Annotated in this window: 24 protein-coding genes and 1 riboswitch; of the genes, 12 read left to right on the top strand and 12 right to left on the bottom strand. The window is 67.2% G+C overall.

Features of this window, described 5'->3' with window-relative positions:
* Positions 1-120 precede the first annotated feature (120 nt).
* Both V3B64_RS17860 and V3B64_RS17855 read left to right on the top strand, forming a co-directional pair.
* Positions 121-780, top strand: a complete 660-nt coding sequence (locus V3B64_RS17860) for a type IV toxin-antitoxin system AbiEi family antitoxin domain-containing protein (protein ID WP_329914619.1) — start codon at positions 121-123, stop codon at positions 778-780.
* Positions 777-1,646: a nucleotidyl transferase AbiEii/AbiGii toxin family protein gene (locus tag V3B64_RS17855; protein ID WP_329914618.1), complete on the top strand. Its 870-nt coding sequence runs from the start codon at positions 777-779 to the stop codon at positions 1,644-1,646. Before V3B64_RS17860 ends, V3B64_RS17855 begins: the two co-directional genes overlap by 4 nt.
* 153 nt (positions 1,647-1,799) lie before the next feature.
* Here V3B64_RS17855 and rsmI read toward each other — a convergent pair whose 3' ends face one another.
* Positions 1,800-2,618, bottom strand: coding sequence for a 16S rRNA (cytidine(1402)-2'-O)-methyltransferase (gene rsmI / locus V3B64_RS17850; RefSeq protein ID WP_005412235.1), 819 nt, complete (start codon positions 2,616-2,618; stop codon positions 1,800-1,802).
* A gap of 81 nt (positions 2,619-2,699) precedes the next feature.
* Between rsmI and V3B64_RS17845 the strand changes: the two genes are divergently transcribed.
* From V3B64_RS17845 to V3B64_RS17825, 5 genes are all read left to right on the top strand, one after another.
* Entirely contained in the window at positions 2,700-4,421 is a 1,722-nt protein-coding gene (locus V3B64_RS17845; RefSeq protein ID WP_121504870.1) for a penicillin-binding protein activator, read from the top strand.
* Complete coding sequence (locus tag V3B64_RS17840; RefSeq protein WP_182267263.1) at positions 4,411-4,779, top strand: YraN family protein; 369 nt, start codon at positions 4,411-4,413, stop codon at positions 4,777-4,779. The genes V3B64_RS17845 and V3B64_RS17840 overlap by 11 nt, the downstream gene beginning before the upstream one ends.
* 110 nt (positions 4,780-4,889) lie before the next feature.
* Entirely contained in the window at positions 4,890-5,645 is a 756-nt protein-coding gene (locus V3B64_RS17835; protein WP_329914617.1) for a metal-dependent hydrolase, read from the top strand.
* Entirely contained in the window at positions 5,642-7,027 is a 1,386-nt protein-coding gene (locus V3B64_RS17830) for an FAD-linked oxidase C-terminal domain-containing protein (RefSeq protein ID WP_121504867.1), read from the top strand. Before V3B64_RS17835 ends, V3B64_RS17830 begins: the two co-directional genes overlap by 4 nt.
* Before the next feature lie 341 nt (positions 7,028-7,368).
* Positions 7,369-7,554, top strand: a complete 186-nt coding sequence (locus tag V3B64_RS17825) for a hypothetical protein (protein ID WP_032128040.1) — start codon at positions 7,369-7,371, stop codon at positions 7,552-7,554.
* A 230-nt stretch (positions 7,555-7,784) separates the two neighbouring features.
* On the opposite strand, the gene thiL is transcribed toward V3B64_RS17825, so the two are convergent.
* The 5 genes from thiL to V3B64_RS17800 all read right to left on the bottom strand — a co-directional run bounded on the left by thiL (position 7,785) and on the right by V3B64_RS17800 (position 11,788).
* Entirely contained in the window at positions 7,785-8,747 is a 963-nt protein-coding gene (gene thiL / locus V3B64_RS17820; RefSeq protein ID WP_080355242.1) for a thiamine-phosphate kinase, read from the bottom strand.
* Positions 8,748-8,889: 142 nt separating this feature from the next.
* Positions 8,890-9,369 (bottom strand): transcription antitermination factor NusB, encoded by a 480-nt coding sequence (gene nusB / locus V3B64_RS17815; RefSeq protein WP_005408062.1) that lies wholly within the window; start codon positions 9,367-9,369, stop codon positions 8,890-8,892.
* Complete coding sequence (gene ribH / locus V3B64_RS17810; protein ID WP_005408061.1) at positions 9,366-9,833, bottom strand: 6,7-dimethyl-8-ribityllumazine synthase; 468 nt, start codon at positions 9,831-9,833, stop codon at positions 9,366-9,368. Before ribH ends, nusB begins: the two co-directional genes overlap by 4 nt.
* Positions 9,834-10,064: 231 nt before the next feature.
* Complete coding sequence (ribB, locus tag V3B64_RS17805; RefSeq protein WP_049425006.1) at positions 10,065-11,165, bottom strand: 3,4-dihydroxy-2-butanone-4-phosphate synthase; 1,101 nt, start codon at positions 11,163-11,165, stop codon at positions 10,065-10,067.
* Complete coding sequence (locus V3B64_RS17800; protein WP_121504934.1) at positions 11,162-11,788, bottom strand: riboflavin synthase; 627 nt, start codon at positions 11,786-11,788, stop codon at positions 11,162-11,164. Before V3B64_RS17800 ends, ribB begins: the two co-directional genes overlap by 4 nt.
* Positions 11,789-11,862: 74 nt before the next feature.
* Positions 11,863-12,008: riboswitch (FMN riboswitch) on the bottom strand.
* A gap of 187 nt (positions 12,009-12,195) precedes the next feature.
* Here V3B64_RS17800 and V3B64_RS17795 point away from each other — a divergent pair.
* The 3 genes from V3B64_RS17795 to V3B64_RS17785 all read left to right on the top strand — a co-directional run bounded on the left by V3B64_RS17795 (position 12,196) and on the right by V3B64_RS17785 (position 14,392).
* The gene (locus tag V3B64_RS17795; RefSeq protein ID WP_121504866.1) at positions 12,196-12,816 is read left to right on the top strand and encodes a hypothetical protein; all 621 of its coding nucleotides are present in this window, start codon (positions 12,196-12,198) and stop codon (positions 12,814-12,816) included.
* Between the two features lie 152 nt (positions 12,817-12,968).
* Positions 12,969-13,853, top strand: coding sequence for a hypothetical protein (locus V3B64_RS17790; protein ID WP_121504865.1), 885 nt, complete (start codon positions 12,969-12,971; stop codon positions 13,851-13,853).
* Positions 13,854-13,948: 95 nt separating this feature from the next.
* A complete protein-coding gene (locus V3B64_RS17785) occupies positions 13,949-14,392 on the top strand; it encodes a hypothetical protein (protein WP_329914616.1) in 444 nt (147 codons plus the stop codon).
* 35 nt (positions 14,393-14,427) lie between these two features.
* Here the strand turns inward: V3B64_RS17785 and ribD are convergent, their stop codons facing one another.
* The 6 genes from ribD to V3B64_RS17755 form a co-directional block, all read right to left on the bottom strand.
* On the bottom strand, positions 14,428-15,513 hold the full coding sequence (gene ribD, locus V3B64_RS17780; RefSeq protein WP_049399823.1) for a bifunctional diaminohydroxyphosphoribosylaminopyrimidine deaminase/5-amino-6-(5-phosphoribosylamino)uracil reductase RibD: 1,086 nt from the start codon (positions 15,511-15,513) through the stop codon (positions 14,428-14,430).
* Positions 15,514-15,682: 169 nt separating this feature from the next.
* Positions 15,683-16,204 (bottom strand): transcriptional regulator NrdR, encoded by a 522-nt coding sequence (nrdR, locus tag V3B64_RS17775; RefSeq protein WP_004143350.1) that lies wholly within the window; start codon positions 16,202-16,204, stop codon positions 15,683-15,685.
* A gap of 149 nt (positions 16,205-16,353) precedes the next feature.
* Positions 16,354-16,803 carry a hypothetical protein gene (locus V3B64_RS17770; protein WP_032128045.1) on the bottom strand — a complete coding sequence of 150 codons (450 nt, stop codon included), beginning with the start codon at positions 16,801-16,803 and terminating at the stop codon, positions 16,354-16,356.
* Between the two features lie 27 nt (positions 16,804-16,830).
* The gene (locus tag V3B64_RS17765) at positions 16,831-17,250 is read right to left on the bottom strand and encodes a hypothetical protein (protein WP_253143433.1); all 420 of its coding nucleotides are present in this window, start codon (positions 17,248-17,250) and stop codon (positions 16,831-16,833) included.
* 66 nt (positions 17,251-17,316) lie between these two features.
* Entirely contained in the window at positions 17,317-18,570 is a 1,254-nt protein-coding gene (gene glyA / locus V3B64_RS17760) for a serine hydroxymethyltransferase (protein WP_121504863.1), read from the bottom strand.
* 188 nt (positions 18,571-18,758) lie between these two features.
* Entirely contained in the window at positions 18,759-19,232 is a 474-nt protein-coding gene (locus V3B64_RS17755) for an RcnB family protein (protein ID WP_329914615.1), read from the bottom strand.
* Positions 19,233-19,485: 253 nt separating this feature from the next.
* Between V3B64_RS17755 and ettA the strand changes: the two genes are divergently transcribed.
* Positions 19,486-21,150 (top strand): energy-dependent translational throttle protein EttA, encoded by a 1,665-nt coding sequence (gene ettA, locus V3B64_RS17750; protein ID WP_005412220.1) that lies wholly within the window; start codon positions 19,486-19,488, stop codon positions 21,148-21,150.
* Positions 21,151-21,314: 164 nt separating this feature from the next.
* Positions 21,315-22,631 (top strand): NCS2 family permease, encoded by a 1,317-nt coding sequence (locus tag V3B64_RS17745; RefSeq protein ID WP_005408048.1) that lies wholly within the window; start codon positions 21,315-21,317, stop codon positions 22,629-22,631.
* The last annotated feature ends 78 nt before the right edge of the window (positions 22,632-22,709 follow it).

Genomic DNA, 22,709 nt, shown 5'->3' with positions numbered 1-22,709 from the left:
ATCTACCGATTCACTGGACAGGGCCGGCGAAACCCGCGCGGCTCTGGTGGGTGCAGATTCCGCTCTGGTGGGTGCGGACCTTGGTCCGCACCATTCACTCGTCACTCGCCGCAGCCAACGATGTTCCTTTTTGTCGGTCGATATTCAAAACACCCGACATTATGGAACAATGCCGTCATGGGAAACGCCGAGGCCAAGGCACGAAAGCTATTGCGACGCGCAGGCACCCTGCGCGCCCGCGAACTGGTGACTGCCGGGATCGCCCGCGCCCAACTGACCCGCCTGGTCGAGGCAGGCGCACTGATCCGGTTGTCCCGTGGCGTCTACGCGTTGGCGGAAAGAAAGAGCGACGACACCGATGATGGACTGCGGATCATTGCAGAACGCCTGCCACACCCCCGTCTATGCCTGCTGAGTGCCCTGCGCCTGCATGGCCTGACCACCCAGGCACCATTCGAAAGCTGGGTCTCCATCGGCAACAGCGACCGCGTTCCGCGGATCGACTGGCCGCCCCTCCGTGTGGTCCGCATGTCGGCAACGACCCTCAATGCGGGGCTGGAAGAACGTCGCGTAGGCGGACGTCTCATATACGTCAGCAACGTAGCCAAAACCGTCGCCGATTGCTTCAAGTTCCGCAATCTCGTAGGGCTTGATGTCGCACTTGAAGCCCTGCGTGACGCGCTTCACAGCCGTGCAACCACGCCGGATGCGTTGATGGAGTATGCGCGGATCTGCCGCGTTGCCAGACTGATGAGACCGTACCTCGATGCCCTGGCTTGATCCCCTCTCCAACACCTCCCCACCGCGTTGCCTCCATCCGGCAACGGCTGCTCGATCTCGCACGCAAGCGGGGTGAGGACTTTCAGTTCGTGCTGGACAGGTTCGCCGTTGAGCGCCTGCTCTACCGGCTCTCCGCTTCTCGATACCGCGACCAGTTCCTGCTGAAGGGTGCCATGCTGTTCGCAGTGTGGTTCGACGCGCCGCACCGCCCTACACGGGATGCCGATTTCCTGGGATCCGGCAGCGCTGAGCCCGATCGCCTGCTACATATCGCACTTTCGCTCTGTGGAATGCCCGGGGACGACGGCCTGCGCTTCGATCCAGGCAGCATCGTCATCGAGGCCATACGTGAAGAAGCCACGTACGAGGGGCTGCGCATGCGCCTGATCGCACATCTGGGCCGCGCACGCTGCCATGTGCAGTGGGACGTCGGGTTTGGCGACGCGGTGATCACCCCGCCGCCGGAAATCACCTATCCGGTGATTCTGGAGGGATTCCCTCCAGCCTGCCTGCGCGTCTATCCACGCGAAACCGTGTTTGCCGAAAAGCTCGAGGCTATAGCGGCACTGGGCATCGCTAACAGCAGGATGAAGGACTTCTTCGACTTGCTGGCACTGATCCGTGAAGACGCCATGGATCGCCCGCACCTTGTTGCGGCCATTGGCGCGACGTTTGATCGACGAAGGACCCCGCCGCCAACGCCCCTGCCCTACGGACTGACTCAGTCATTCGCCGCAGATACCCAGAAGCAGACCCAGTGGCGCGCCTTCCTGCGCAGGAATCGCCTGATCGCGCCGGACCTCTCTTCGGTGATTGCCGAGATTGCCAACTATCTGGACACCCTCGACACACCCGTACAGTCCTGACGCGGCAAGGCCTGGCGCTACCGCGTCCGCCCGGGTGGACGCGGACCTTGGCGCGGCCCGTTCATCCACGCATGGCGCGGATCTACCGACTCCGCTGCTCTGGTGGGTGCGGATTCCGCTCTGGTGGGTGCGGACCTTGGTCCGCACGATCCATCAACTCCCGTACAACGCCTTGCGCGGTGCGCCGGTCAGCTCGGCAGCCAGCTTGGCGGCGGTCGACGGCGGCAGATGCTCGCTCAATTTGGCGTAGACACGGCGGCCATGCGCCAGCTGCGCTTCCTCATCGTCGCCAGCACCCTGCACCATCACCACGAACTCGCCCTTGCGCTGGTTCTCGTCAGCTTCCACCTTCGCCAGCAGGCCGGCCAGGTCACCATCAAGCACGGTCTCGAACAGCTTGGTCAGCTCGCGGGCCAACACCGCCGGGCGCTCACCGCCGAAGATCGCCGCCATGTCGGCCAGCGATTCGGCGATGCGGTGCGAGGATTCGTAGAACACCATGGTGCGTACTTCACCGGCCAGCGCCTGCAGGCGGTCGCGGCGGCCGCTGGCCTTGGCCGGCAGGAAACCCTCGAAACTGAAACGGTCGCTGGGCAGGCCGGCCACGCTCAGCGCGGCGATGGCAGCACAGGCGCCGGGAATCGGACTGACCTTGATGCCCGCCGCGCGCGCAGCACGCACCAGGCGGAAACCGGGATCACTGACCAGCGGGGTGCCGGCATCACTGACCAGCGCCAGCGATTCGCCGGCCTGCAGGCGCGAGACCAGGCGCTGGGCCAGGGCCTCTTCATTGTGTTCGTGCAGGGCCACCAACGGCTGCTGGATGCCGAAATGGGACAGCAGCTGGCCACTGCGGCGGGTGTCTTCAGCACAGATGGCCGCCACCGACCGCAGCACCTCCTGCGCGCGCGGGCTCAGATCGGCCAGGTTGCCGATCGGGGTGGCGACGACGTACAGGGTTGGCACACTCATTTCAGCGGTACTCACAGGGCAAGGGTAGAATCGTAGCGTGTACCCGGCCAAGGCCGCTGCCCTCATCGCATGGACCCGATCATGAACAAGCCCGCCGCACGGATCTCCGCCCTGTCGCTGTCGCTGATGCTGCTGGCCGGTTGTGCCACCACCAGCCTGACCAGCACGCCCGATTCGCCGGCCCAGAGCCAGGCGCTGGCGCTGATCGAACAGGGCAAGCCGCGCGACGCCGCGCTGCAGCTGGAAGCCCTGGCCGCCACCCTGCGCGGCGGTGCCCGCAGCAACGCGCTGGCCGACGCGGCCTGGGCCTGGCACCTGGCCGGTGACAGTGCGCGCGCGCGCAGCCTGCTGGGCCAGCTCACCGCCCGCCAGCTGTCCGGCGCCAGCCTGCAGCGCTACCAGCTGACCGGCGCCGAGCTGGCACTGGCCGACAAGCAGCCGGCGCAGGCCCTGGCCCTGCTGAAGGACCACGGCGACAACGTGCTGCCGGCGCTGCGTACGCGCTGGTATCTGGCCCGCGCCAGTGCCCTGCAGGGCACCGGCGATGCCTTCGGCGCCGCCACCGAACGTGCACGCGCCCATGCCAGCCTGACCGGCAGTGCGCGCAGCGAGAACCAGGCCGCCATCTCCGGCCTGCTCGGTACCCTCGACGACGCCACTTTGCGCAGCCGTGCCGCTGCCCTGCCGGCCAACGATCCTCTGTACAACTTCGCCGGCCGTGCGCTGATCGCGCGCGGCCTGCCGCTGCCGCGCCCGTTCGACCGCGATGGCGCGGCCCAGTTTGATACCAGCAAGCGTCCGCCGGCGATGAGCGACGGCTACCGGCCGCCGGCCAAGCTGGCCGTGCTGCTGCCGCTCAGCGGCCGCCTGGCCACCGCCGCGCAGCCGGTGCGCGACGGCCTGTTGAGCGCCTACTACGGTGAAAGCCGTCGCCGCCCGGACATCAATTTCTTCGACACCGCTGGCACCCCGGCTGGTGCCCTCGCCGCCTACGACAAGGCCGTCGCCTCCGGTGCCGACTTCGTGGTCGGCCCGCTGGGCCGCGACGAAGTGGACGCCGTGTACGGCCGCCAGCAGCTGCAGGTACCGGTGCTGGCCCTGAACCGCGGCAAGGATGCACCGCCGGCCGGCAGCGCTGGTTTCTCGCTGGCACCGGAAGACGACGGCATCGTCGCCGCCGAGTACCTGCGTGGCCGCGAGCGCAACCGCGCGCTGGTGATCAGCAGCAACGACGACACCGGCCGCCGTTCCGCCGCCGCCTTTGCCCAGCGCTTCGCACAGCGCGGCGGCCAGGTGGTGGCCACGGTCAATGTCAGCGAAGCCGTCGGCGATGTCGGCGCGCAGGTGCGCAATGCCGGTCAGGTCGATGCCGTGTTCCTCGCCGTGCGCGCCCCGCAGGCCCGGCTGCTGGCGCCGCAGCTGGCGTTGGCCGGTGCCGGTGGCGCGACCCGCGTCGGCACCTCGCAGCTGACCGTCGGCAGCGGCAAGGTGGAAGAAGACGTGGCGCTGGACGGCATCGTCTACCCGAACGAAGCCTGGAATGTGCGCAGCGTGTCCGGCCTGCCGTCGGCCAGCCAGGTGGCCAGCGCGCTGCCCAGCGCTCGCGGCGCCGCTGGCCGCCTGTTCGCTTTCGGTGCCGATGCCTGGAAGATCACCGCCTATCTGGACAAGCTGTCCAACGAGGGCGGCCTGGACGGTGCCACCGGCACCCTGTTCCTGGACAGCAACGGCAACATCCTGCGCCAGCCGGCATGGTCCACCTTCAATGGCGGCCGGCCGATGCCGATCGTCGGTGGTCGCTGAGCGCAGCCAACGTGGCTCGGCGGTGGAAGCCGCCGCCGAGCTGCATCTGCAACAGGCCGGACTGCAGCCGCGTGCGCGCAACGTGCGCTATCGCGGTGGTGAACTGGACCTGGTGATGGACGACGCTGGCACCGTGGTGTTCGTGGAAGTGCGCTATCGCGCGCGTTCCGATTTCGGTGGCGGCGCCGCCTCGGTCGATGCGCGCAAATGCCGCCGCCTGGCCCATGCCGCGCAGCTGTATCTGCAGGACAACCCGGCGCTGGCCAATGCACCCTGCCGTTTTGATGTGGTTGAAGCCAGCGGTGAACCGCCGCAGCTGCGGTGGCTGCGTGATGCGTTCCGGCTGGATGACTGCTGATGGTTACCGTCCGCTCTGGTAGAGGCCGACCTTGGTCGGCGCCTCTGTGCCAACCATGGTTGGCACCTACCAGAGCGCAGCCTGGCCGGCACAACCACGGTGCGTGACTGATGCCTTCGATCATCACCCATGCCGCTGTGCCGTTGGCGCTCTGGTGCGCCGCTGACCGTGGCCGCATCCCGCCGCGCCTGCTGGCGGCCGGTGTGATCGCTGCGATGCTGCCCGATGCCGACGTATTGGCCTTTGCACTGCACATTCCCTATGCCGATGCCTTCGGCCACCGCGGTGCCAGCCATTCGTTGCTGTTTGCCGGCGTGCTGGCGGCATTGGCCGCGGTGTTGGCGTTCTTTGGTAGCCGCCGGCCTTGGTCGGCACCCCGCAACCCCGGTAGTCGCCGACCTTGGTCGGCGCTTCTGTGCCAACCAAGGTTGGCACCTACCGAAGAGGCAATGGCACGCTCTGGTAGTGGCCGACCTTGGTCGGCACCACGCAGCTTAGGTAGTCGCCGACCTTGGTCGGCGCTTCTGTGCCAACCAAGGTTGGCACCTACCAAGGCAGGGCCAACGGTGGCATCGACCGTACAAGCCGCTGTATTCGTCTTCGTCTGCGCCGCCAGCCACCCGCTGCTGGATGCGATGACCTCCGGCGGCCTCGGCGTCGCTCTGGCCTGGCCATGGAGCGAACAACGCTTCTTCGCGCCGTGGCGACCCATCCGCGTTTCACCCTTCGCCCCGCAGTTCTTCAGCGCGCGGGGCGTGGCCACCCTGCTCTCTGAACTGCGCTGGGTGTGGCTGCCACTGGCTACCGCCGTTGTTGCCTGGAAACTGATCCAACCCGCTCCCGTTGCCCCACGAGATCCGTCATGAGTCCTGCCCTGCCTGCTGCACTGGTTGCCGAACTGTCCGCCCTGCTGGGCGCGGAGGGCTGGCGCATGGATGACGGCGCGCTGGAGGCGAACGCGCAGGACAACTCATGGCGTCACCAGCGCCCGGCGGCGGTGGCGCTGCCAGCCGACATCGAACAGGTGCAGGCTTTGGTGCGGGCCTGCCGTGCGCATGGCGTGGCCCTGGTCGCACGTGGCGCTGGTACCGGCACCACCGGCGCGGCGGTGCCGCTGCCCGGCAGTATCGTGCTGTCGTTCACCCGCATGGACCGCATCGTCGAGATCCGCGCCGGTGACCGTTGCGCGGTGGTGCAGCCGGGCGTGCTCAACGGCGCCCTGCAGCAGGCGCTGGCCCCGCATGGTCTGTTCTGGGCACCGGACCCCTCCAGCGCCGAGATCTGCAGCATCGGCGGCAACCTGGCCTGCAATGCCGGCGGCCCGCGCGCGGTGAAGTACGGCACCAGCCGCGACAACGTGCTGGGCCTGGTTGCCGTTACCGGCACCGGCGACGTGATCCGCTGCGGCGGTGCCTACACCAAGGACGCCACCGGCTATGACCTCACGCATCTGCTGGTAGGCAGCGAAGGCACGCTGGCATTGATCGTGGAAGCCACGCTGAAACTGACCCCGCTGCCGGTCAGCCAGGCCGGCCTGCGCGTGCTGTACCGCGATGCCGATGCCGCCGCGGCCGCCGTATCGCGATTGATGTCGCAACCGGTGGTGCCCACGCGCCTGGAATTCATGGACGCACGCAGCCTGGAGCTGCTGCGGCTGAATGGTGCCGACGTGCCGGAGGCCGGTGCGATGCTGCTGGTCGAAGCCGATGGTGACCACGACACCCTGCCCTACCTGCTGCAGGCGCTGGCCAGCGCCGCAGAGGGCGACGGCATGATCGAACTGGATGTGGCGATGGAAGGTCGTGCACGCGATCAGCTGTGGGCCGCACGCAAAGCGTTGTCGCCCGCACTGCGCAGCGTCGCGCCGGGCAAGATCAACGAAGACGTGGTGGTACCGGTGTCGCGCATTCCGGAACTGGTGGCCGGCGTGCAGGCACTGGCACGTGACTACGCACTCACCATCGTCACCTTCGGCCATGCCGGCAACGGCAACCTGCACGTCAACATCCTCTACCACCCGGATGATGCCGACGAGAACGCGCGCGCGCATGCCGCGCTGCCAAAGATCTTCGAACTGACGCTGGCGCTGGGTGGAACTCTGTCGGGTGAGCACGGCATTGGCCTGGCCAAGCGCGATTTCATGGCGCAGGCGTTCACTGCGGAAACGCTGGCGACGATGCGAGCGATCAAGGCCGCGCTGGACCCGGACGGCATCCTCAACCCCGGTAAGGTGCTGCCGCCAGTGTAGTGCCACTGCCAATGTGTTGACGACGACCCGCAGGAGCCCTCCCCAGCTGGAGGCGTCGCACTGTGCCCGCTACGGACCTTCACGCTGCCAGCCGTCAACTGAAGCTCCATCCGGTGTCCAGTGTGCTTTGCAACTTGTTGCATGGGAAAACTGCGCCTTTGCCAGGAACATATCGCCAACAGCACCACACAGCTCTGACTCACGCCCGCCGTGAGCGCCAGCTGCCTGGTCCAGTGAGCCTGCAGTGACAGCACCATCGGCATCTCTGTGAGCCGTTGGCAACCGCCGAACGGGTTGGGTCGAAGCAACAGCGCCCACGCCCTGCGAACAAGGATGCCGAGATGTACAAGCCTCTCTATCCCCATGTCATCACCACTCTTGGCGAAGCCGCTGCGCGCCTGCCACATGACCTCGCGCCGATCCTGGAGCAGGCCCTGGCCGCGGTCAACGATGCGCGGTCGCTGGCAACGGTCACGTGTGAGTCCTGCCTGCAGCAGCGTCGCGGCAGGCAGCCGCAGGCTGACTGAGTACTGGATGTGCAGTTGCAGGCAGCTTAGCGACATCTGCAGAGCCGAGCCCATGCTCGGCTGCCATGGGGCACATCGCGATGAAAGCCGCGCTTCGCGCGTGAGCCGAGCGTAGGCTCGGCTCTGCAGCGTCGATGTCATCCAGCAACCGCGCACCGATACGGCAGCACCCGGTCATGCCCGGCGGTTTCAGTCGCGTGGCAGCGCCGGGCCATGCCCGGCGTCATCAATCAGACGAAGTGCTGGTATCCGCCGTCGGCGGCTTCGCCATCCACATGCACGCCCTGCCCTTCGGCAATGCGACCGATGCGGGTGAGCGGCACGTCCAGCGATTCGGCCAGGTAGTGCAGCGCGTCGCGCTGGTCGGCGGCGGCGGTGAAGCACAGTTCGTAGTCGTCGCCACCGCGCAGTGCGCAGTCGCGCGCGCCATCGCGGCCGAGCAGCTCACGCAGCGCGTGGGAGATCGGCAACGAATCGGCATCGACATGTGCGGCCACGTTGCTGCGCGTGGTGATGTGACCCAGATCGGCCAGCAGGCCATCGGACACATCCACCGCCGCGTGTGCGAACGCACGCAGGCGCAGGCCCAGGGTCACACGCGGCGTCGGCCGCAGCAGACGCAGGCGCAGGCTTTCGTAGTCGGCCAGCAGCGTGGCGGTGGCGATGCTCAGCGCAGCTTGCTGCCACAGGCGCAGCGCGCCAGCGGCATCGCCGAGCGTGCCGCTCACCCAGATGTCATCGCCCACCTGCGCGCGGTCGCGACGCAGCGCCTGGCCACGTCCCACCTGGCCCATCGCGGTCACCGACAGCGACAACGGACCACGCGTGGTGTCACCGCCGATCAACGCGATGTCGTGCTGATCGGCCAGGGCGAAAAAGCCATCGGCGAACGCATCGATCCAGTCTTCGGAGGCTTCCGGCAGCGACAACGCCAGCGTGCACCACGCCGGGCGCGCGCCCATCGCGGCCAGGTCCGACAGATTGACCGCCAAGGTCTTCCAGCCGATGTCGAAGGCCGGGGTTTCCACCGGGAAGTGCACGCCGCTGTTGAGCGTGTCGGCAGTGACCACCAGTTGCTCATTGGCACGCGGCTGCAGCAGCGCAGCGTCGTCGCCGATGCCGAGCAGGATGTCGTCGCGCTCGAGGGTACGGGCGCGGATGCGGTCAATGAGGGCGAATTCGGCCAGGGACATGGGGCGTTCCCGCTGTTGTACGTGCCGCGCAGTGCGCGGTGGGCGGTAGTGGCGGGGGGGGGGGGGGGGCGCGCGGGCGGCCCGCGCCCCCCCCCCCCCCCCGCCCGCCCCCCCCCCCCCCCCCCCCACGACCACAGGTGGGTCAGTGACCCGATTCGACCTTCCGCCATTCCACGGCGGCACGATCCAGCACGCCGTTGACGTAGGTATGGCCATGCTCGGAACCGAAGCGCTTGGCCGATTCGATGGCTTCGTTGATCACCACGCGGTACGGCACGTCCAGGCGGTAGCGCAGCTCGTAGGCGGCCAGGCGCAGCACCGCGCGTTCGATCGCGTCCACTTCTTCGATGCCACGGTCCAGGTACGGGCCGAGCGCTTCGTCGATGTCGCGGCGGTTGTCGAGCACGCCGTGCAGCAGTGCTTCGAAGTACGCCAGGTCGGCGATTTCGCGGGCCTGCTCGTGGGCGAACTGGGCGATCAGCGACTGGGCGTTGCCGCCGGAGATCTGCCAGGCGTAGATGGCCTGCACAGCACGACGGCGCGCGCGCGAGCGCAGCACCGGATCGACGCCATCACGGCGGACGGGTTTACCGGAGGGCTTGCCCTGGGTGTTCTTGTTCATGGCAGCTGCTCCAGAAGATTGACCATTTCCAATGCGGCGAGTGCGACTTCCTCGCCCTTGTTGCCGTGGCTGCCGCCTGCGCGGGCCTCGGCGTCTTCAACGCGTTCCACCGCCAGCACGCCGTTCAGCACCGGCACGCCGAAGTCCAGCTGCACGCGCATCAGGCCTTCGGCGCAGCGATCGGCCACGTGCTCGTAGTGGCGGGTATCGCCACGGATCACGCAGCCCAGGGTAAGGATGGCGGCGTGTTCGTGGGCGGCGGCCAGGCGCGCGGCCACCAGCGGCAGTTCCCAGGCACCCGGCACGCGGATCACGTCGATGTTGGCTTCGGTGATGCCGTTGCCAGCCAGGCTCTGGCGGGCGCCAGCGACCAGCGTGTCGGTGATGCGGGCGTTCCAGCGGCTGGCCAGGATGGCGAAGCGCGCCGATTCGGGAGTGCGAAGATCGCCTTCGAAGTGGCTCATATGCGGCTTGGGGGACTCGATAAGGGGGTAATTCTAGCGTGGATGGGCCCCGGCCGTGGCCGATGGGGGCCCGGGGGGGGGGGGCCCCCCGGGGGGGCCCCCCCCGGGGGGGGGGGGGGCCCCCCCACGGTGGGGGGCGGGGGGGCGGCGGCGACCCCCCCTCCGGTGGCCCGGGCCGGGGCCCGCACCCCCGGGGCCCGCGGGGGCCCCCCCCCCCCCCGCCACTACCCATTACAGGGTCACCGTCTCCACCACTTCCAGGCCGTAGCCGGCCAGGCCGATCTGGCGGCGCGGGGTGCCCAGTACGCGCAGCTTGCCCAGGCCCAGGTCGGACAGGATCTGTGCGCCAGCACCATTGCGGCGCCACTGGCTCACGTCCTTGTCCTTGCCCGGTACCACCGGCGCCGGCTGCTGCCGCAGGCGGGCCAGCAGGGCCTCGCCGTCGCGCGGGGCCGACAGCACCACCATCACGCCGGCGCCTTCGGCATCGATCGCGCGCAGGGCATCGGTGGCAGCCACGCCGAAGTCATCGCGGCGCCAGTGCAGCAGGTCGGCCAGCGGGTTTTCCACCTGCACGCGCACCAGGGTCGGCGTTTCGGCATCCGGGGTGCCGCGCACCAGGGCGAAATGCACGTCGTGGGCGATGCGATCGCGGTAGGTGACCAGCTTGAACGGGCCGAACTCGGTCTCGATCTCGCGCTCGTCCACACGCTCGACGGTCTTTTCGGTGGCCAGGCGGTAGGCGATCAGGTCGGCGATGGAGCCCATCTTCAGACCGTGCTCGCGGGCGAACACTTCCAGTTCCGGGCGGCGTGCCATGCTGCCATCCGGGTTCAGGATCTCCACCAGCACGCCGGCCGGTTCCAGCCCGGCCAGCATGGCCATGTCCACGGCCGCCTCGGTGTGGCCGGCGCGGGTCAGCACGCCGCCCGGCTGAGCGATCAGCGGGAAGATGTGGCCCGGCTGGTGCAGGTCCGACGGCTTGGCGTTGGGCTTCACCGCGGTGCGGATGGTATGCGCGCGGTCATGCGCCGAGATGCCGGTGGTGACGCCCTCGGCGGCCTCGATGCTGACCGTGAAATTGGTCTGGAACTGCGCGGTATTGGCCTGCACCATCGGCGCCAGGCCGAGATCGGCGGCGCGGGTGCGGTTCAGCGGCAGGCACACCAGGCCACGGCCATGGGTGACCATGAAGTTGATGTCGCTGGCCTTGACCAGCTCGGCGGCCATGATCAGGTCGCCTTCGTTCTCGCGGTCTTCGTCATCGACGATGACGACCATGCGGCCCAGGCGGATGTCTTCCAGGATCTCCGGAATCGGGGCGAAATTCATGCTGCATCTCCATGTGGGTGCTGACCGTTGGCCGGCACACTGATCAACCGCTCCACATAACGGGCGACCAGATCGATTTCAAGATTGACCGCGCTGCCCACGCCTGCGGCGGAGAAGGCGGTGTTGGCCACCGTGTGCGGGATCAGGGCGACTTCAAAACCTTCATCGTCCACTTCGTTGACGGTGAGGCTGACGCCGTCCACGCAGATCGAGCCCTTCTTGGCGATGTAGCGGCGCAGCGAGGCCGGCGCGGCGAAACGCCAGCGCTGGGCACGTGCGTCTTCGTGGATGGACAGCACCTGGCCGAGGCCGTCGACGTGGCCGCTGACCAGATGGCCGCCGAGGCGGTCGGTCGGGCGCATGGCGCGCTCCAGGTTGATGACCGCACCCTCGCCCAGCTGGCCCAGCGTGGTCAGGCCCAGGGTCTCGGTGGAGGCATCGGCCTGGAAGCTGCTGGCGTCGAATGCGATGACGGTGAGGCAGACGCCGTTGATGGCAATGCTCTCGCCCATCTGCACGTTGTCGAACGGCAGAGTCCCGACATTGAAGGTGAAGCGGACATCGCCGCCGATGGATTCGCGTGCGGCCAGACGGCCGACGCCTTCGATGATTCCAGTAAACAAGTAACGTTCTCCGCGAAAAGTGAGCGAAAAACGCCGCAAGGCAAACAGGCGCACGCAGGGCATGAGCCCTGTGGCACCGTCTTCTTTCATCCGGACTATGACCGTCGGCTCCGGCATTGGACCGGATCTGCTGACCCCCGGCCGTGGGCCGGGGCGCTCGCGGGCTCGTGCTTGCGCACCTACCGCCGGTGGGGAATTGCACCCCGCCCTGAAGACGTTTGTGTACCGGCGAACCGGCGTGGCTAGTGTACCAGCCCGTGCTGAACGGGGTCGGATGCCACAGCTGTGACGGCCGTCGCTCGCAATTTGTAAAACTTTCATTAAAATTCTGCCCCGGACGACATGAGGTCGCCACGGGCAGCCCGCTGGGCAGGCCCGCCAAAGGACTGAAATTCACAGGAATTCCCATGCGCAAGATGCTGATCGTGGCCGCCCTGCTGGCCACCGCCCCGCTCTCGGCTTCGGCCGACGCCCTGAGCTACACCTACGTTGAAGGCGGTTGGACGCAGGTCAAGGTTGACGACAACGCACTGGACGACCCGAAGGTCGACGGCGGCTACCTGCGTGGCTCCGTGGCCATCGCCGAACAGGTCTACGTGTTTGGTGGCTGGTCGCGCACCAGCAAGACCTATCACTACAGCGACGGTTCGCTGAAGGTTGAACTGAATCAGCCGGAGCTGGGCATCGGCTACCACATGCCGTGGACCGACCGCGTCGACTTCACCGCCGACATCGCCTGGGTGCGCCAGAACGCTGAGCTGACCGATCGTTATGACGGCTACAGCGACCGCTACAAGGACCACACCAACCTGGCCCGCGCCACCATGGGCATCCGCGGCAAGCCGTCGCGCATGACCGAAGCCTGGGCCAAGGCCGGTTACATGGACGGCGGCAACAACTACAAGGGCACCTGGGTCGGCACCATCGGTGGCCAGATCAACTTCACCAGGACCTGGGGTCTGGTGGGCGAGATCTCCGGCTACCGCGACGTCACCCAGTACTCGGCCGGCGTCCGCGCCAGCTTCTGATCCAGCGATCGCTCCTCGTCGTGCGATCGAACGGGCCCCGCAAGGGGCCCGTTTTTTTGGCCGCCATACACGACCTCGTGACCCCATCGCGCCATCGAAAGTCCACGCAGATGCGCTAGGCTTGCGCGCCTCTGGAACAGGAAAACACCGTCATGAAGACCCCCACCCGTACTCTGCTGGCCAGCATGCTGCTGTGCGCCCCGCTGATCGCCACGGCCGCCCCGGCCACGCTGTCGCCCGAACAGGCGTTCGACCTGTATGCACGCACCCTGCTGGAAGACGACGCGACCGCCACGCGCGCGCTCAACGACGCACTGAAACCGGCATTCGAAGGCCAGGACGCTGTGACCCCGAACCCGGGTGCGCTGGCCAAGGCATTGGCCGAACCCTGGCAGACCGTACTGGCCAGCACCGGCGCCAAGGTAGACGCTGCAGCCACCGAAGCGCTGTACGCCAAGGCGCTGCGTGATTCGAAGTGCCGCGCCACCAAGAGCGTGATCGAAGACAACGAATACGTTGAAGACCAGAAGCTGGCTCGGATCACCTACAGCTGCCAGCTGCCCGACCTGGGCAAGGTGCGCCCGCTGTTCGCCGCCAGCCTCGCATCCGATGCCAGCCCGGCCTCGCGCAAGCAGTTCACCGATGCCTACACCCAAGCGCTGCAGAGTGGCGCGCGCGTGCCGGTCAGCGGCACCTTCACCCTGTACCCGGCCAAGGACAACGGCTACTGGTACAGCGGCAATTTCGATGACCTGGTGGGCACCGTGGCCGGTGCGCTGGCACCGTTCGAGGACTGGATGCAGGACGCGCAGGCGGCCAACGCGCCGAAGGTGACCGGCGTACCGGGCTGCGACCTGTTGCTGCAGCAGCATCGTGCCTGCGTGGCGAAGGTCGCACCGGACCAGATCAGCGGCGTGGACGCCATGGCCGAGGAGCTGAAGGCCAAGGCACAGGTGCAGTCGGCCGATGAGATGACGCAGGAGTGCAAGGCACTGCGCCCGATCGCCGAGATGATGTGGACCGACGAGTGCGCGTGAGCCGCGTGTAGAGCCGAGCCCACGCTCGGCTCATTGTCGCCGACGACGAGGGCGGCCGCACTTTCAGAACCGTTGCATGGCCCTGCGTGGCCTGCATGGTCAATGCTGTTGCCCTCTTCCATCGGGGCAACCGCATGAAACACCGCACGACGTCGACCATGGTCATGTTGCTGACGCTGCTGACGCTGCTGGCGCTTGTGGCGTGCGGGCAAGCCAAAGCTCCCAAGTCCAGGATTACGACCTTCTCGGTCATCCCAGCGGTTGCCTTCGAGTCAACCCTGCTGAGCGACAGGCAGCTGGATGCGTGGATGAGCGAAGACGACGACTGTCACGCGTTCCTGATGTACCACGATCAGTGTGCCGTGCTGGTATTGCCGCATGAGTACGACGACGGGTTTACCCGTCACCAGTTGCGATTGAAGGCGAAGAACCTGCCGGGCGAGGCACTGGGCGCGTACTGCCGCAACCTGCATGCGCTGTGGAAGCAGCAATGGAAGGGCCAGTGCCCGGTCGGCGAAGAAGACGACGAAGATGCCTGACGACAAAGGCGTAGCCCATGCTCTGCGTCATTCCCTCACGGGCGCAGCAGCAGCCTGATGTCCTCACCGACCTGACGCTGGTCAACCACACGCAGGCGACGCTGCTGGTCCATGGCATCGATGCCGAGGCCGGCCAGCAGCGGGCGACCGGTATCGCCCAGCAGCGTGGGCGCCTGATACAGCAGCAGTTCGTCCACCCAGCCGCCGTGCAGCAAGGCACCGGCCAGCGTCGCGCCGGCTTCGGTATGCACTTCGTTGATGCCGCGTTCGGCCAGCAGTGCCAGCACCGCGCCAAGATCGAGACGGCCGTCAACACTGGGCACGCTGGCGAATTCGGCATCGGCCGCATCCGGTGCACTCACTGCAGCATCGTGCAGGTACAGCGTCGGTGCCCCGCCCTCGCGCACGCGGCTGCACTCCAGTGAGCGCAGGCGCGAATCCAGCACTACGCGCAGTGGCGGCATCACCTCGGCATCAGCCAGGCGCACGGTCAGCATCGGGTCGTCGGCCAGCACGGTCTCGGCGCCGGTCAGGATCGCACCCGCACGCGCGCGCCAGTGCTGCACGTCTTCGCGCGCGGCCGGCCCGGTGATCCACTTGGAGCTGCCATCGGCCATCGCGGTACGGCCATCGAGGCTGGCGGCCAGCTTCACCCGCAACCACGGTCGGTTGCGCTCCACACGCGACAGGAAGCCCTTGTTGAGCTCGCGTGCCTGCGCCGCCATCAGCCCTTCTGCGACCTCGATGCCGGCGTTGCGCAGCAGATCGAAGCCACCACCATCGACCTTCGGGAACGGATCGCGCATGGCCGCGACTACGCGCGATACGCCCGCTTCGATCAGGGCCAGCGCACACGGCGGCGTACGACCGTAGTGTGCGCAGGGTTCCAGGGTGACGTAGGCGGTGGCACCACGTGCCTCGCTGCCGGCCTCGCGCAGCGCGAACACTTCGGCGTGCGGTCCACCTGCGCGCTGGTGCCAGCCCTGCCCGACCACACGTTCGCCGTGGGCGATCACGCAGCCGACCATCGGGTTGGGGCGGGTGGTGTAGGCGGCACGCTCGGCCAGACGCAGTGCGTTGGCCATGTGCAGGTGGTCGAGAACGGAGAACGGGGTGGTCATGCGGCCATGGTAGCGCCGTTGGTGGCGGTGTAGATCCACGCCATGCGTGGATGGGCGCCACTGTGCCAACCAAGGTTGGCACCCACCGGAGCAGATATCTGTGCCAACCAAGGTTGGCACCCACCGGAGCAGATATCTGTGCCAACCAAGGTTGGCACCTACCAGAGCTTCAGCCCTTCTTCTTCTTGGTCAGGGCGATCACGTCGCCCAGCAGCTGCAGCTGTTCGGTACTGGACGGCAGATCGCGTTCAAGCTTCTCGATCTCCTCGCGGAAATCGGCCACGTCCTCGAAGCTGCGGTAGACCGACGCGAAGCGTACGTAGCCGACATGGTCGAGCTTGCGCAGTTCGTTCATGACGAACTCGCCGACCTTGATCGAGGGCACTTCGCGCTCGCCGCTGATGCGCAGCTGGTGGACCACGGCGCGTACCGCCGCTTCGATCTTGTCTTCGGCCACCGCACGCTTCTGCAGCGCGCGGTCGAAGCCAGCGCGGACCTTGCGCTGGTCGAATGCTTCACGGGTGCCATCGCTCTTGACGATGGCGGGCAGTTTCAACTCCACCGTTTCCATGGTGCTGAAGCGCTCGCCACAGGCTTCGCATTCACGCCGACGACGGATCGTCGCGCCGTCTTCGGAGACGCGCGAGTCGATGACCCGGGTATCGGCATGTTGGCAGAAGGGGCAGTGCATGGAACGCCTGGCTCAGGAAAGTACCTATTGCCACGGTCATGGCAGCGTCGCAAAGGTACCTGAGAAAGGGCCCCGCAGCAAATGCTGTCTGCGCGGAAGTGCCTGCATTTCGGCCGAACAGAGCCGCCAGCGCGGTCAGCGCTGCGCGTTCAACCGGGTGCCGGCGGCGCCGAGGCCGCGCGCGCCCAACGCAGCCACGCCAGATGCCCTGCCATCACCAGCAACGGCGGGCCGAACCCGAGGAAGGCCAGGGTCGAGATCTCCCCGTGCTTGAAGGTGAAGTACAGCGTGGCGCCAACCACGCCCAGCGCGGCCAGGGCCCCCAGCGCCAGGCCGACCCAGGCGACAACCGGCGATTGGCGCAGGCCGCTGACACCGCGCCACAGGAACAGGCCGCTCAGCCACAACCACGACAGCAGGCCGATGATCCCGGCCGACGACCACAGCAGCAGGATCCTGTACTCGTCACCGGTCAGGTACTTGCCATCCCATACGACCATCAGACCCAGCACGGCACCCGTGCCTCCGGCGGCCACCGTTGGCAGGCCCACCAACAGGCCGGCAATGGCCATCCAGCGTTTGTGCAGACGCTCATCCATGCGTTCGGTTTCCTTCCCTGGGCCGCATCATCCGCGGCGTTTGATCCACACCAGCATCGCAGCCGGCACCAGCATCGACGGGCCCAGCAGCAACAAGCCGAGGCCTTCGCCGTGCACGGCGATGCCCCACCACAGCGCCAGCCCCAGCGGGGGCAAGGCGGCGAGACCGCCCGCCAGCAGCATCCACCACCAGAGGCGGTGCACGTGCAGCCCGGCACGCCCCTGCAGCAGAAAACCCGCGCTCAGCCACAACCAGGCCAGGCAGCCGGCAATGCCGGCCAGGCCCCACAGCGGCATCACCGTTACCGAGGCCAGCGTGCCATGACCAAACTGGCCCAGCCCCATCAGCAGCAGCATCGTCGCCGCCGCGCCGCCCATCGCCAGGCTGGGCAGGCCGAACAGCACCGCCAGGACGGTGTAGAGGTACTTGAGGTGGCGCTCATCCATGCGCGGTTACTCCCATACCGGGGTCGGAGCCCTTCCCGGCGGGAAGGGATCCGACCCCTGCTGCGATCAGCCGTAGACCGGGTACTTGCGGCACTGCGCGCTGACGGCGTCGCGCACGCGGGCGATGACGGCGTCATCGTTCGGTGCGTCGAGCACGTCGGCGATCCAGTTGGCCAGGTCCACGCAATCCTGTTCGACGTAACCACGGGTGGTCACCGCCGGGGTGCCCAGGCGCAGGCCCGAGGTCACGAACGGCGAACGCGGATCGTTCGGCACCGAGTTCTTGTTGACGGTGATGTGGGCCTTGCCCAGCGCGGCTTCCGCGTCCTTGCCGGACACGTCCTTGCCGATCATGTCGACCAGCATCAGGTGGTTCTGGGTGCCGCCGGAGACGATCTTGTAGCCGCGCGCGATCAGCGTGTTGGCCATCGCCTGGGCGTTCTTCACCACCTGCTGCTGGTAGGCCTTGAAGCCCGGTTCCAGCGCTTCCTTGAAAGCCACGGCCTTGCCGGCGATGACGTGCATCAGCGGACCGCCCTGGATGCCCGGGAACACGATCGACTGCAGCTTCTTGACCAGGTCATCGTCGGCGCCCTTGGCGACGATGATGCCGCCGCGCGGGCCGCGCAGGGTCTTGTGGGTGGTCGAGGTGACCACGTGCGCGTGTTCCAGCGGGCTGGGATAGACGCCAGCAGCAACCAGGCCGGCGACGTGGGCCATGTCAACGAACAGGTAGGCACCGACCTTGTCGGCGATGGCGCGGAAGCGCGCCCAGTCGATCACCTGCGAGTAGGCCGAGAAGCCAGCCACGACCATCTTCGGCTTGTGCTCCAGGGCCAGGCGCTCGACTTCGTCGTAATCGATCAGGCCCTGGTCGTTCACACCGTACTGCACGGCGTTGAACAGCTTGCCCGAGGCATTGACCTTGGCACCGTGGGTGAGGTGGCCGCCGTGGGCCAGGCTCATGCCGAGGATGGTGTCACCCGGCTGCAGCAGGGCGAAGTACACGGCCTGGTTGGCCTGCGAGCCGCTGTGCGGCTGCACGTTGGCGTAGTCGGCGCCGAACAGCTGCTTGAGGCGGTCGATCGCCAGCTGCTCGGCGATGTCCACGTATTCGCAGCCACCGTAGTAGCGCTTGCCCGGGTAGCCTTCGGCGTACTTGTTGGTCAGCTGGCTGCCCTGGGCTTCCATCACCGCCGGGCTGGTGTAGTTCTCGCTGGCGATCAGCTCGACGTGGTCTTCCTGGCGCTGGGTTTCAGCGGCGATGGCCTTGGCCAGTTCGGGATCGTAGGATTCGATGCGGACGTCACGCGGGAACATCGGGTACTCCAGCAGGCAGGGAAAAGGGGTACGGCTCAGCCCCCGATTGTAGCCCCGCACCGGGCCTGCCGGGGCCGAAACGGACGGGGCCGGCATCCCCGAAGGAATCCGGCCCCGTATGGTTTCGATTGATGTTGTGGGGTCAGAGCCCTTTCCGTGGGAAAGGGATCCGCCCCCGGCCGCGATCCTCAGCGGTTGCTGAGCACGTACTGGGCGATCACACCGGTGGCGATGGCCACCAGCAGCATGTTGCCGCGGTCATCGCGGATCCAGTGGTGGCCATACGGCGGGCGACGCAGGTGATAGCGCGGGTAGTCGTTCACCACATAGACCGGGCCACGGTAGTAGTCGCGGTAGCGATGGCCGACCTTCCAGCCGTAGCCCGGGCCATAGGCCGGGCGGTACACCACACGCGGCGGTGCCGGGCGGTAGTAGCGGTCATGGTCGCGGTGCCACTCGCGGCGATCCTGGCGGTAGTCGCGCCGGGCCTCGCGGCGGTCGCGTTCCCAGTCACGACGGTCCTGGCGCCATTCGCGGCGGTCCTCGCGCCACTCGCGGCGGTCGTGGTCGCGGCGGTGGTCGTTGTCGGCGAAGGCCGGGGCCACGGCGCCGAGCGCCAGCACAGAGGCCACGGCGCCGGCCATTACTCGATTGATGCGCATGTCAGACCTCTGCTCGGGTGGGTGGTGAGCCCATATTGCGCACCCGATCTGAACCGTTTCCGGCTGGAAACGCTTCCCGCTGCAGGACTGTGACGAGGTATTCAGGCCGCGGCCAGCCCGGCAGCCCCTTCCAGGCGCGGCCCGGAACCGGTTCCGGCTATAATTGGCGGTATTCCATTTCAGTCTGTGCCCGCTGCCGCAACGGGATGTTCCCGTGACGGGTCGGGTGCAGGGCCGCGCCTACGGAGACCGCATGTCCTCGCAATACATCTACACCATGAACCGCGTGTCCAAGGTGGTCCCGCCCAAGCGGCAGATCATCAAGGACATCTCGCTGTCCTTCTTCCCGGGCGCGAAGATCGGCCTGCTGGGCCTGAACGGCGCCGGCAAGTCCACCGTGCTGAAGATCATGGCCGGCGTGGACACCGATTTCGAAGGCGAAGCCCGCCCGCAGCCGGGCATCAAGGTCGGCTACCTGGCGCAGGAACCGGAACTGGACCCGACCAAGACCGTGCGTGAAGCGGTCGAGGAAGGCGTGGGCGAAGTGCTGCAGGCCCAGGCCGCGCTGGACGCGGTGTACCTGGCCTACGCCGAGGAAGGCGCCGACTTCGACGCGCTGGCCAAGGAACAGGAGCGCCTGGAGGCGATCCTGGCCGCTGGCGACGCGCACACCCTGGAGAACCAGCTGGACGTGGCCGCCGATGCGCTGCGCCTGCCGCCGTGGGATGCCGTGGTCGGCAAGCTGTCCGGTGGTGAAAAGCGCCGCGTAGCGCTGTGCCGCCTGCTGCTGCAGAAGCCGGACATGCTGCTGCTCGACGAACCGACCAACCACCTCGACGCCGAGTCGGTGGAATGGCTGGAACAGTTCCTGGCGCGCTACACCGGCACCGTGGTGGCCGTTACCCACGATCGCTACTTCCTGGACAACGCCGCCGAGTGGATCCTGGAACTGGACCGCGGCCGCGGCATTCCGTGGAAGGGCAACTACACCGACTGGCTGACCCAGAAGGATGAGCGCCTGAAGCAGGAAGACAACCAGGAAAAGGCCCGCCAGAAGGCGATCCAGAAGGAACTGGAGTGGTCGCGCCAGAACGCCAAGGGCGGCCGCACCAAGGGCAAGGCCCGTCTGGCCCGCCTGGAAGAGCTGCAGTCGGTCGATTACCAGAAGCGCAACGAGACCAATGAAATCTTCATCCCGCCGGGCGAGCGCCTGGGCAATGCGGTGATGGAGTTCAAGAACGTCTCCAAGAAGTTCGGCGACCGCCTGCTGTTCGACAACCTGAGCTTCCTGGTGCCGGCCGGCGCCATCGTCGGCATCATCGGCCCGAACGGTGCCGGTAAGTCGACCCTGTTCAAGATGATCACCGGCCAGGAAAAGCCGGATACCGGCGAGATCGTGGTTGGCCCGACCGTGAAGCTGTCCTACGTGGACCAGAGCCGCGACGCGCTGGAAGGCAACCACAACGTCTTCCAGGAAATCGCTGGCGGCCTGGACATCCTCAACATCAACGGCATCGAGATCCAGTCGCGCGCCTACATCGGCCGCTTCAACTTCAAGGGCCAGGACCAGCAGAAGATGGTCGGTTCGCTGTCCGGTGGTGAGCGTGGCCGCCTGCACATGGCCAAGACCCTGCTGCAGGGTGGCAACGTGCTGCTGCTCGACGAACCGTCCAACGATCTGGACATCGAAACCCTGCGTGCGCTGGAAGATGCGCTGCTGGAGTTCCCGGGCAACACCTTCGTCATTTCGCATGACCGCTGGTTCCTGGATCGCATCGCGACCCACATCCTGGCGTTCGAAGGCGACTCGCACGTGGAGTTCTTCCAGGGCAACTACCGCGAGTACGAAGAAGACAAGCGCCGCCGCATGGGCGACGACGCTGCGCCGAAGCGCCTGCGCTTCAAGGCGCTGAAGTAAGGCAACAGGAAAGGCCGCGCTCGCGCGGCCTTTCTCCTTTTGGTAGGTCGCCACCGTTGGTGGTGACGCTGTGAAGCGTACCGACCAACGGTCGGCACCCACGTTCTGCATTCGGGTAGGTCACGACCGTTGGTCGTGACGCATTATTGTCGCGAGATTCCCCCATGTCCCTGTTCGAGCGCCTGTTCCAGCTGCAGCAGCACGGCACCACCGTGCGCACCGAGCTGCTGGCCGGTGTCACCACCTTCCTGACGATGTCCTACATCGTCTTCGTCAATCCCGAGATTCTCGGCACCACCGGCATGGATGCGGGCGCGGTGTTCGTGGCCACCTGCCTGGCGGCTGCGCTGGGTTCGGCAGTGATGGCGCTGGCCGCCAACTTCCCGGTCGGCATGGCGCCCGGCATGGGCCTGAACGCGTTCTTCGCCTTCACTGTGGTCGGCGCTGCCGGCCTGCCGTGGCAGCAGGCACTGGGCGCGGTGTTCATCTCCGGCCTGGTGTTCCTGGTGCTGTCGCTGACCGGTGTGCGTGCATGGCTGGTGTCGGGTATTCCTTCGTCGCTGCGCTCGGCCATCGTGGCCGGCATCGGCCTGTTCCTGGCGATCATCGCGCTGCAGAAGTCCGGCGTGATCGTCGGCAATGAAGACACGCTGGTGGCGCTGGGCCCGTTGAACACGGCGCCGCCGCTGCTGGCGCTGGCCGGTTTCCTGCTGATCGCGGTGCTGGAAGCGCGCCGCATCCGTGGCGCGATCCTGATCGGCATCCTGGCGGTGACCGGCGCCGGTTGGGCGCTGGGCGACGTGCAGTACCAGGGCCTGGTCTCGCTGCCGCCAAGCCTGGCGCCGACCTTCCTGCAGCTGGACCTGCCGGGCCTGCTGCACCATGACGGCGGTGCGCCGATCGCGGTGCTGCTGCAGGTGGTGCTGGTGTTCGTGCTGGTGGAAGTGTTCGATGCCACTGGCACCCTGTATGGCGTGGTCGGCCGCGCCGGCCTGCTGAAGCTGCCGGGCGCGCAGAAGCGCTTCGGCCGTGCGCTGCTGGCCGACAGCACCGCGATCGTGGCCGGTTCGATGCTCGGCACCAGCAGCACCACGGCCTTTGCCGAAAGCGCCTCGGGCGTGCAGGTCGGCGGCCGCACCGGCCTGACCGCACTGGTGGTATCGGCTCTGTTCCTGGCCGCGCTGCTGTTCTCGCCGCTGGCGGCGATGGTGCCCAGCTATGCCACCGCACCGGCGTTGCTGTTCGTGGCCGGGCTGATGCTGCGTGAGCTGGTGGAAGTGGACTGGAGCGACCTGACCGAATCGGTGCCGGCCGCACTGTGTGCGCTGGCGATGCCGTTCACCTACTCCATCGCCAATGGCCTGGCGTTCGGCTTCATCGCCTATGCCGCGCTGAAGGCCGGTACCGGCCGCTGGCGCGAAGTGCATCCGGCGGTGTGGCTGGTGGCGGTGCTGTTCACCCTGCGCTACGCGTTGGAATAAGCGGTAGGTGATGCCGGCCAGCGGCCGGCACTACCAGAGCACGCTTCGGCCAGCGGCCGGCGCTACCGGGCGCTGGTT

Origin of the sequence: Stenotrophomonas sp. SMYL86, from assembly GCF_036320025.1 — a bacterium.
Lineage (GTDB): Bacteria > Pseudomonadota > Gammaproteobacteria > Xanthomonadales > Xanthomonadaceae > Stenotrophomonas > Stenotrophomonas maltophilia_A.
This window is presented reverse-complemented; position numbering and strand designations above follow the sequence as displayed.

What these genes read in the sequence shown, in the direction of transcription:
- V3B64_RS17860 (WP_329914619.1), top strand. Translation starts at nt 121, where the DNA reads ATGTTCCTTTTTGTCGGTCGATATTCAAAACACCCGACATTATGGAAC.
- V3B64_RS17835 (WP_329914617.1), top strand. Translation starts at nt 4,890, where the DNA reads ATGCCTTCGATCATCACCCATGCCGCTGTGCCGTTGGCGCTCTGGTGC.
- V3B64_RS17830 (WP_121504867.1), top strand. Translation starts at nt 5,642, where the DNA reads ATGAGTCCTGCCCTGCCTGCTGCACTGGTTGCCGAACTGTCCGCCCTG.
- V3B64_RS17795 (WP_121504866.1), top strand. Translation starts at nt 12,196, where the DNA reads ATGCGCAAGATGCTGATCGTGGCCGCCCTGCTGGCCACCGCCCCGCTC.
- V3B64_RS17745 (WP_005408048.1), top strand. Translation starts at nt 21,315, where the DNA reads ATGTCCCTGTTCGAGCGCCTGTTCCAGCTGCAGCAGCACGGCACCACC.
- nusB (WP_005408062.1), bottom strand. Translation starts at nt 9,369, where the DNA reads ATGAACAAGAACACCCAGGGCAAGCCCTCCGGTAAACCCGTCCGCCGT.
- V3B64_RS17765 (WP_253143433.1), bottom strand. Translation starts at nt 17,250, where the DNA reads ATGGATGAGCGCCACCTCAAGTACCTCTACACCGTCCTGGCGGTGCTG.
- ribB (WP_049425006.1), bottom strand. Translation starts at nt 11,165, where the DNA reads ATGAATTTCGCCCCGATTCCGGAGATCCTGGAAGACATCCGCCTGGGC.
- nrdR (WP_004143350.1), bottom strand. Translation starts at nt 16,204, where the DNA reads ATGCACTGCCCCTTCTGCCAACATGCCGATACCCGGGTCATCGACTCG.
- V3B64_RS17825 (WP_032128040.1), top strand. Translation starts at nt 7,369, where the DNA reads ATGTACAAGCCTCTCTATCCCCATGTCATCACCACTCTTGGCGAAGCC.
- glyA (WP_121504863.1), bottom strand. Translation starts at nt 18,570, where the DNA reads ATGTTCCCGCGTGACGTCCGCATCGAATCCTACGATCCCGAACTGGCC.
- V3B64_RS17785 (WP_329914616.1), top strand. Translation starts at nt 13,949, where the DNA reads ATGGTCAATGCTGTTGCCCTCTTCCATCGGGGCAACCGCATGAAACAC.
- ribH (WP_005408061.1), bottom strand. Translation starts at nt 9,833, where the DNA reads ATGAGCCACTTCGAAGGCGATCTTCGCACTCCCGAATCGGCGCGCTTC.
- ettA (WP_005412220.1), top strand. Translation starts at nt 19,486, where the DNA reads ATGTCCTCGCAATACATCTACACCATGAACCGCGTGTCCAAGGTGGTC.
- ribD (WP_049399823.1), bottom strand. Translation starts at nt 15,513, where the DNA reads ATGACCACCCCGTTCTCCGTTCTCGACCACCTGCACATGGCCAACGCA.
- V3B64_RS17845 (WP_121504870.1), top strand. Translation starts at nt 2,700, where the DNA reads ATGAACAAGCCCGCCGCACGGATCTCCGCCCTGTCGCTGTCGCTGATG.
- thiL (WP_080355242.1), bottom strand. Translation starts at nt 8,747, where the DNA reads ATGTCCCTGGCCGAATTCGCCCTCATTGACCGCATCCGCGCCCGTACC.
- V3B64_RS17755 (WP_329914615.1), bottom strand. Translation starts at nt 19,232, where the DNA reads ATGCGCATCAATCGAGTAATGGCCGGCGCCGTGGCCTCTGTGCTGGCG.
- V3B64_RS17790 (WP_121504865.1), top strand. Translation starts at nt 12,969, where the DNA reads ATGAAGACCCCCACCCGTACTCTGCTGGCCAGCATGCTGCTGTGCGCC.
- V3B64_RS17770 (WP_032128045.1), bottom strand. Translation starts at nt 16,803, where the DNA reads ATGGATGAGCGTCTGCACAAACGCTGGATGGCCATTGCCGGCCTGTTG.
- rsmI (WP_005412235.1), bottom strand. Translation starts at nt 2,618, where the DNA reads ATGAGTGTGCCAACCCTGTACGTCGTCGCCACCCCGATCGGCAACCTG.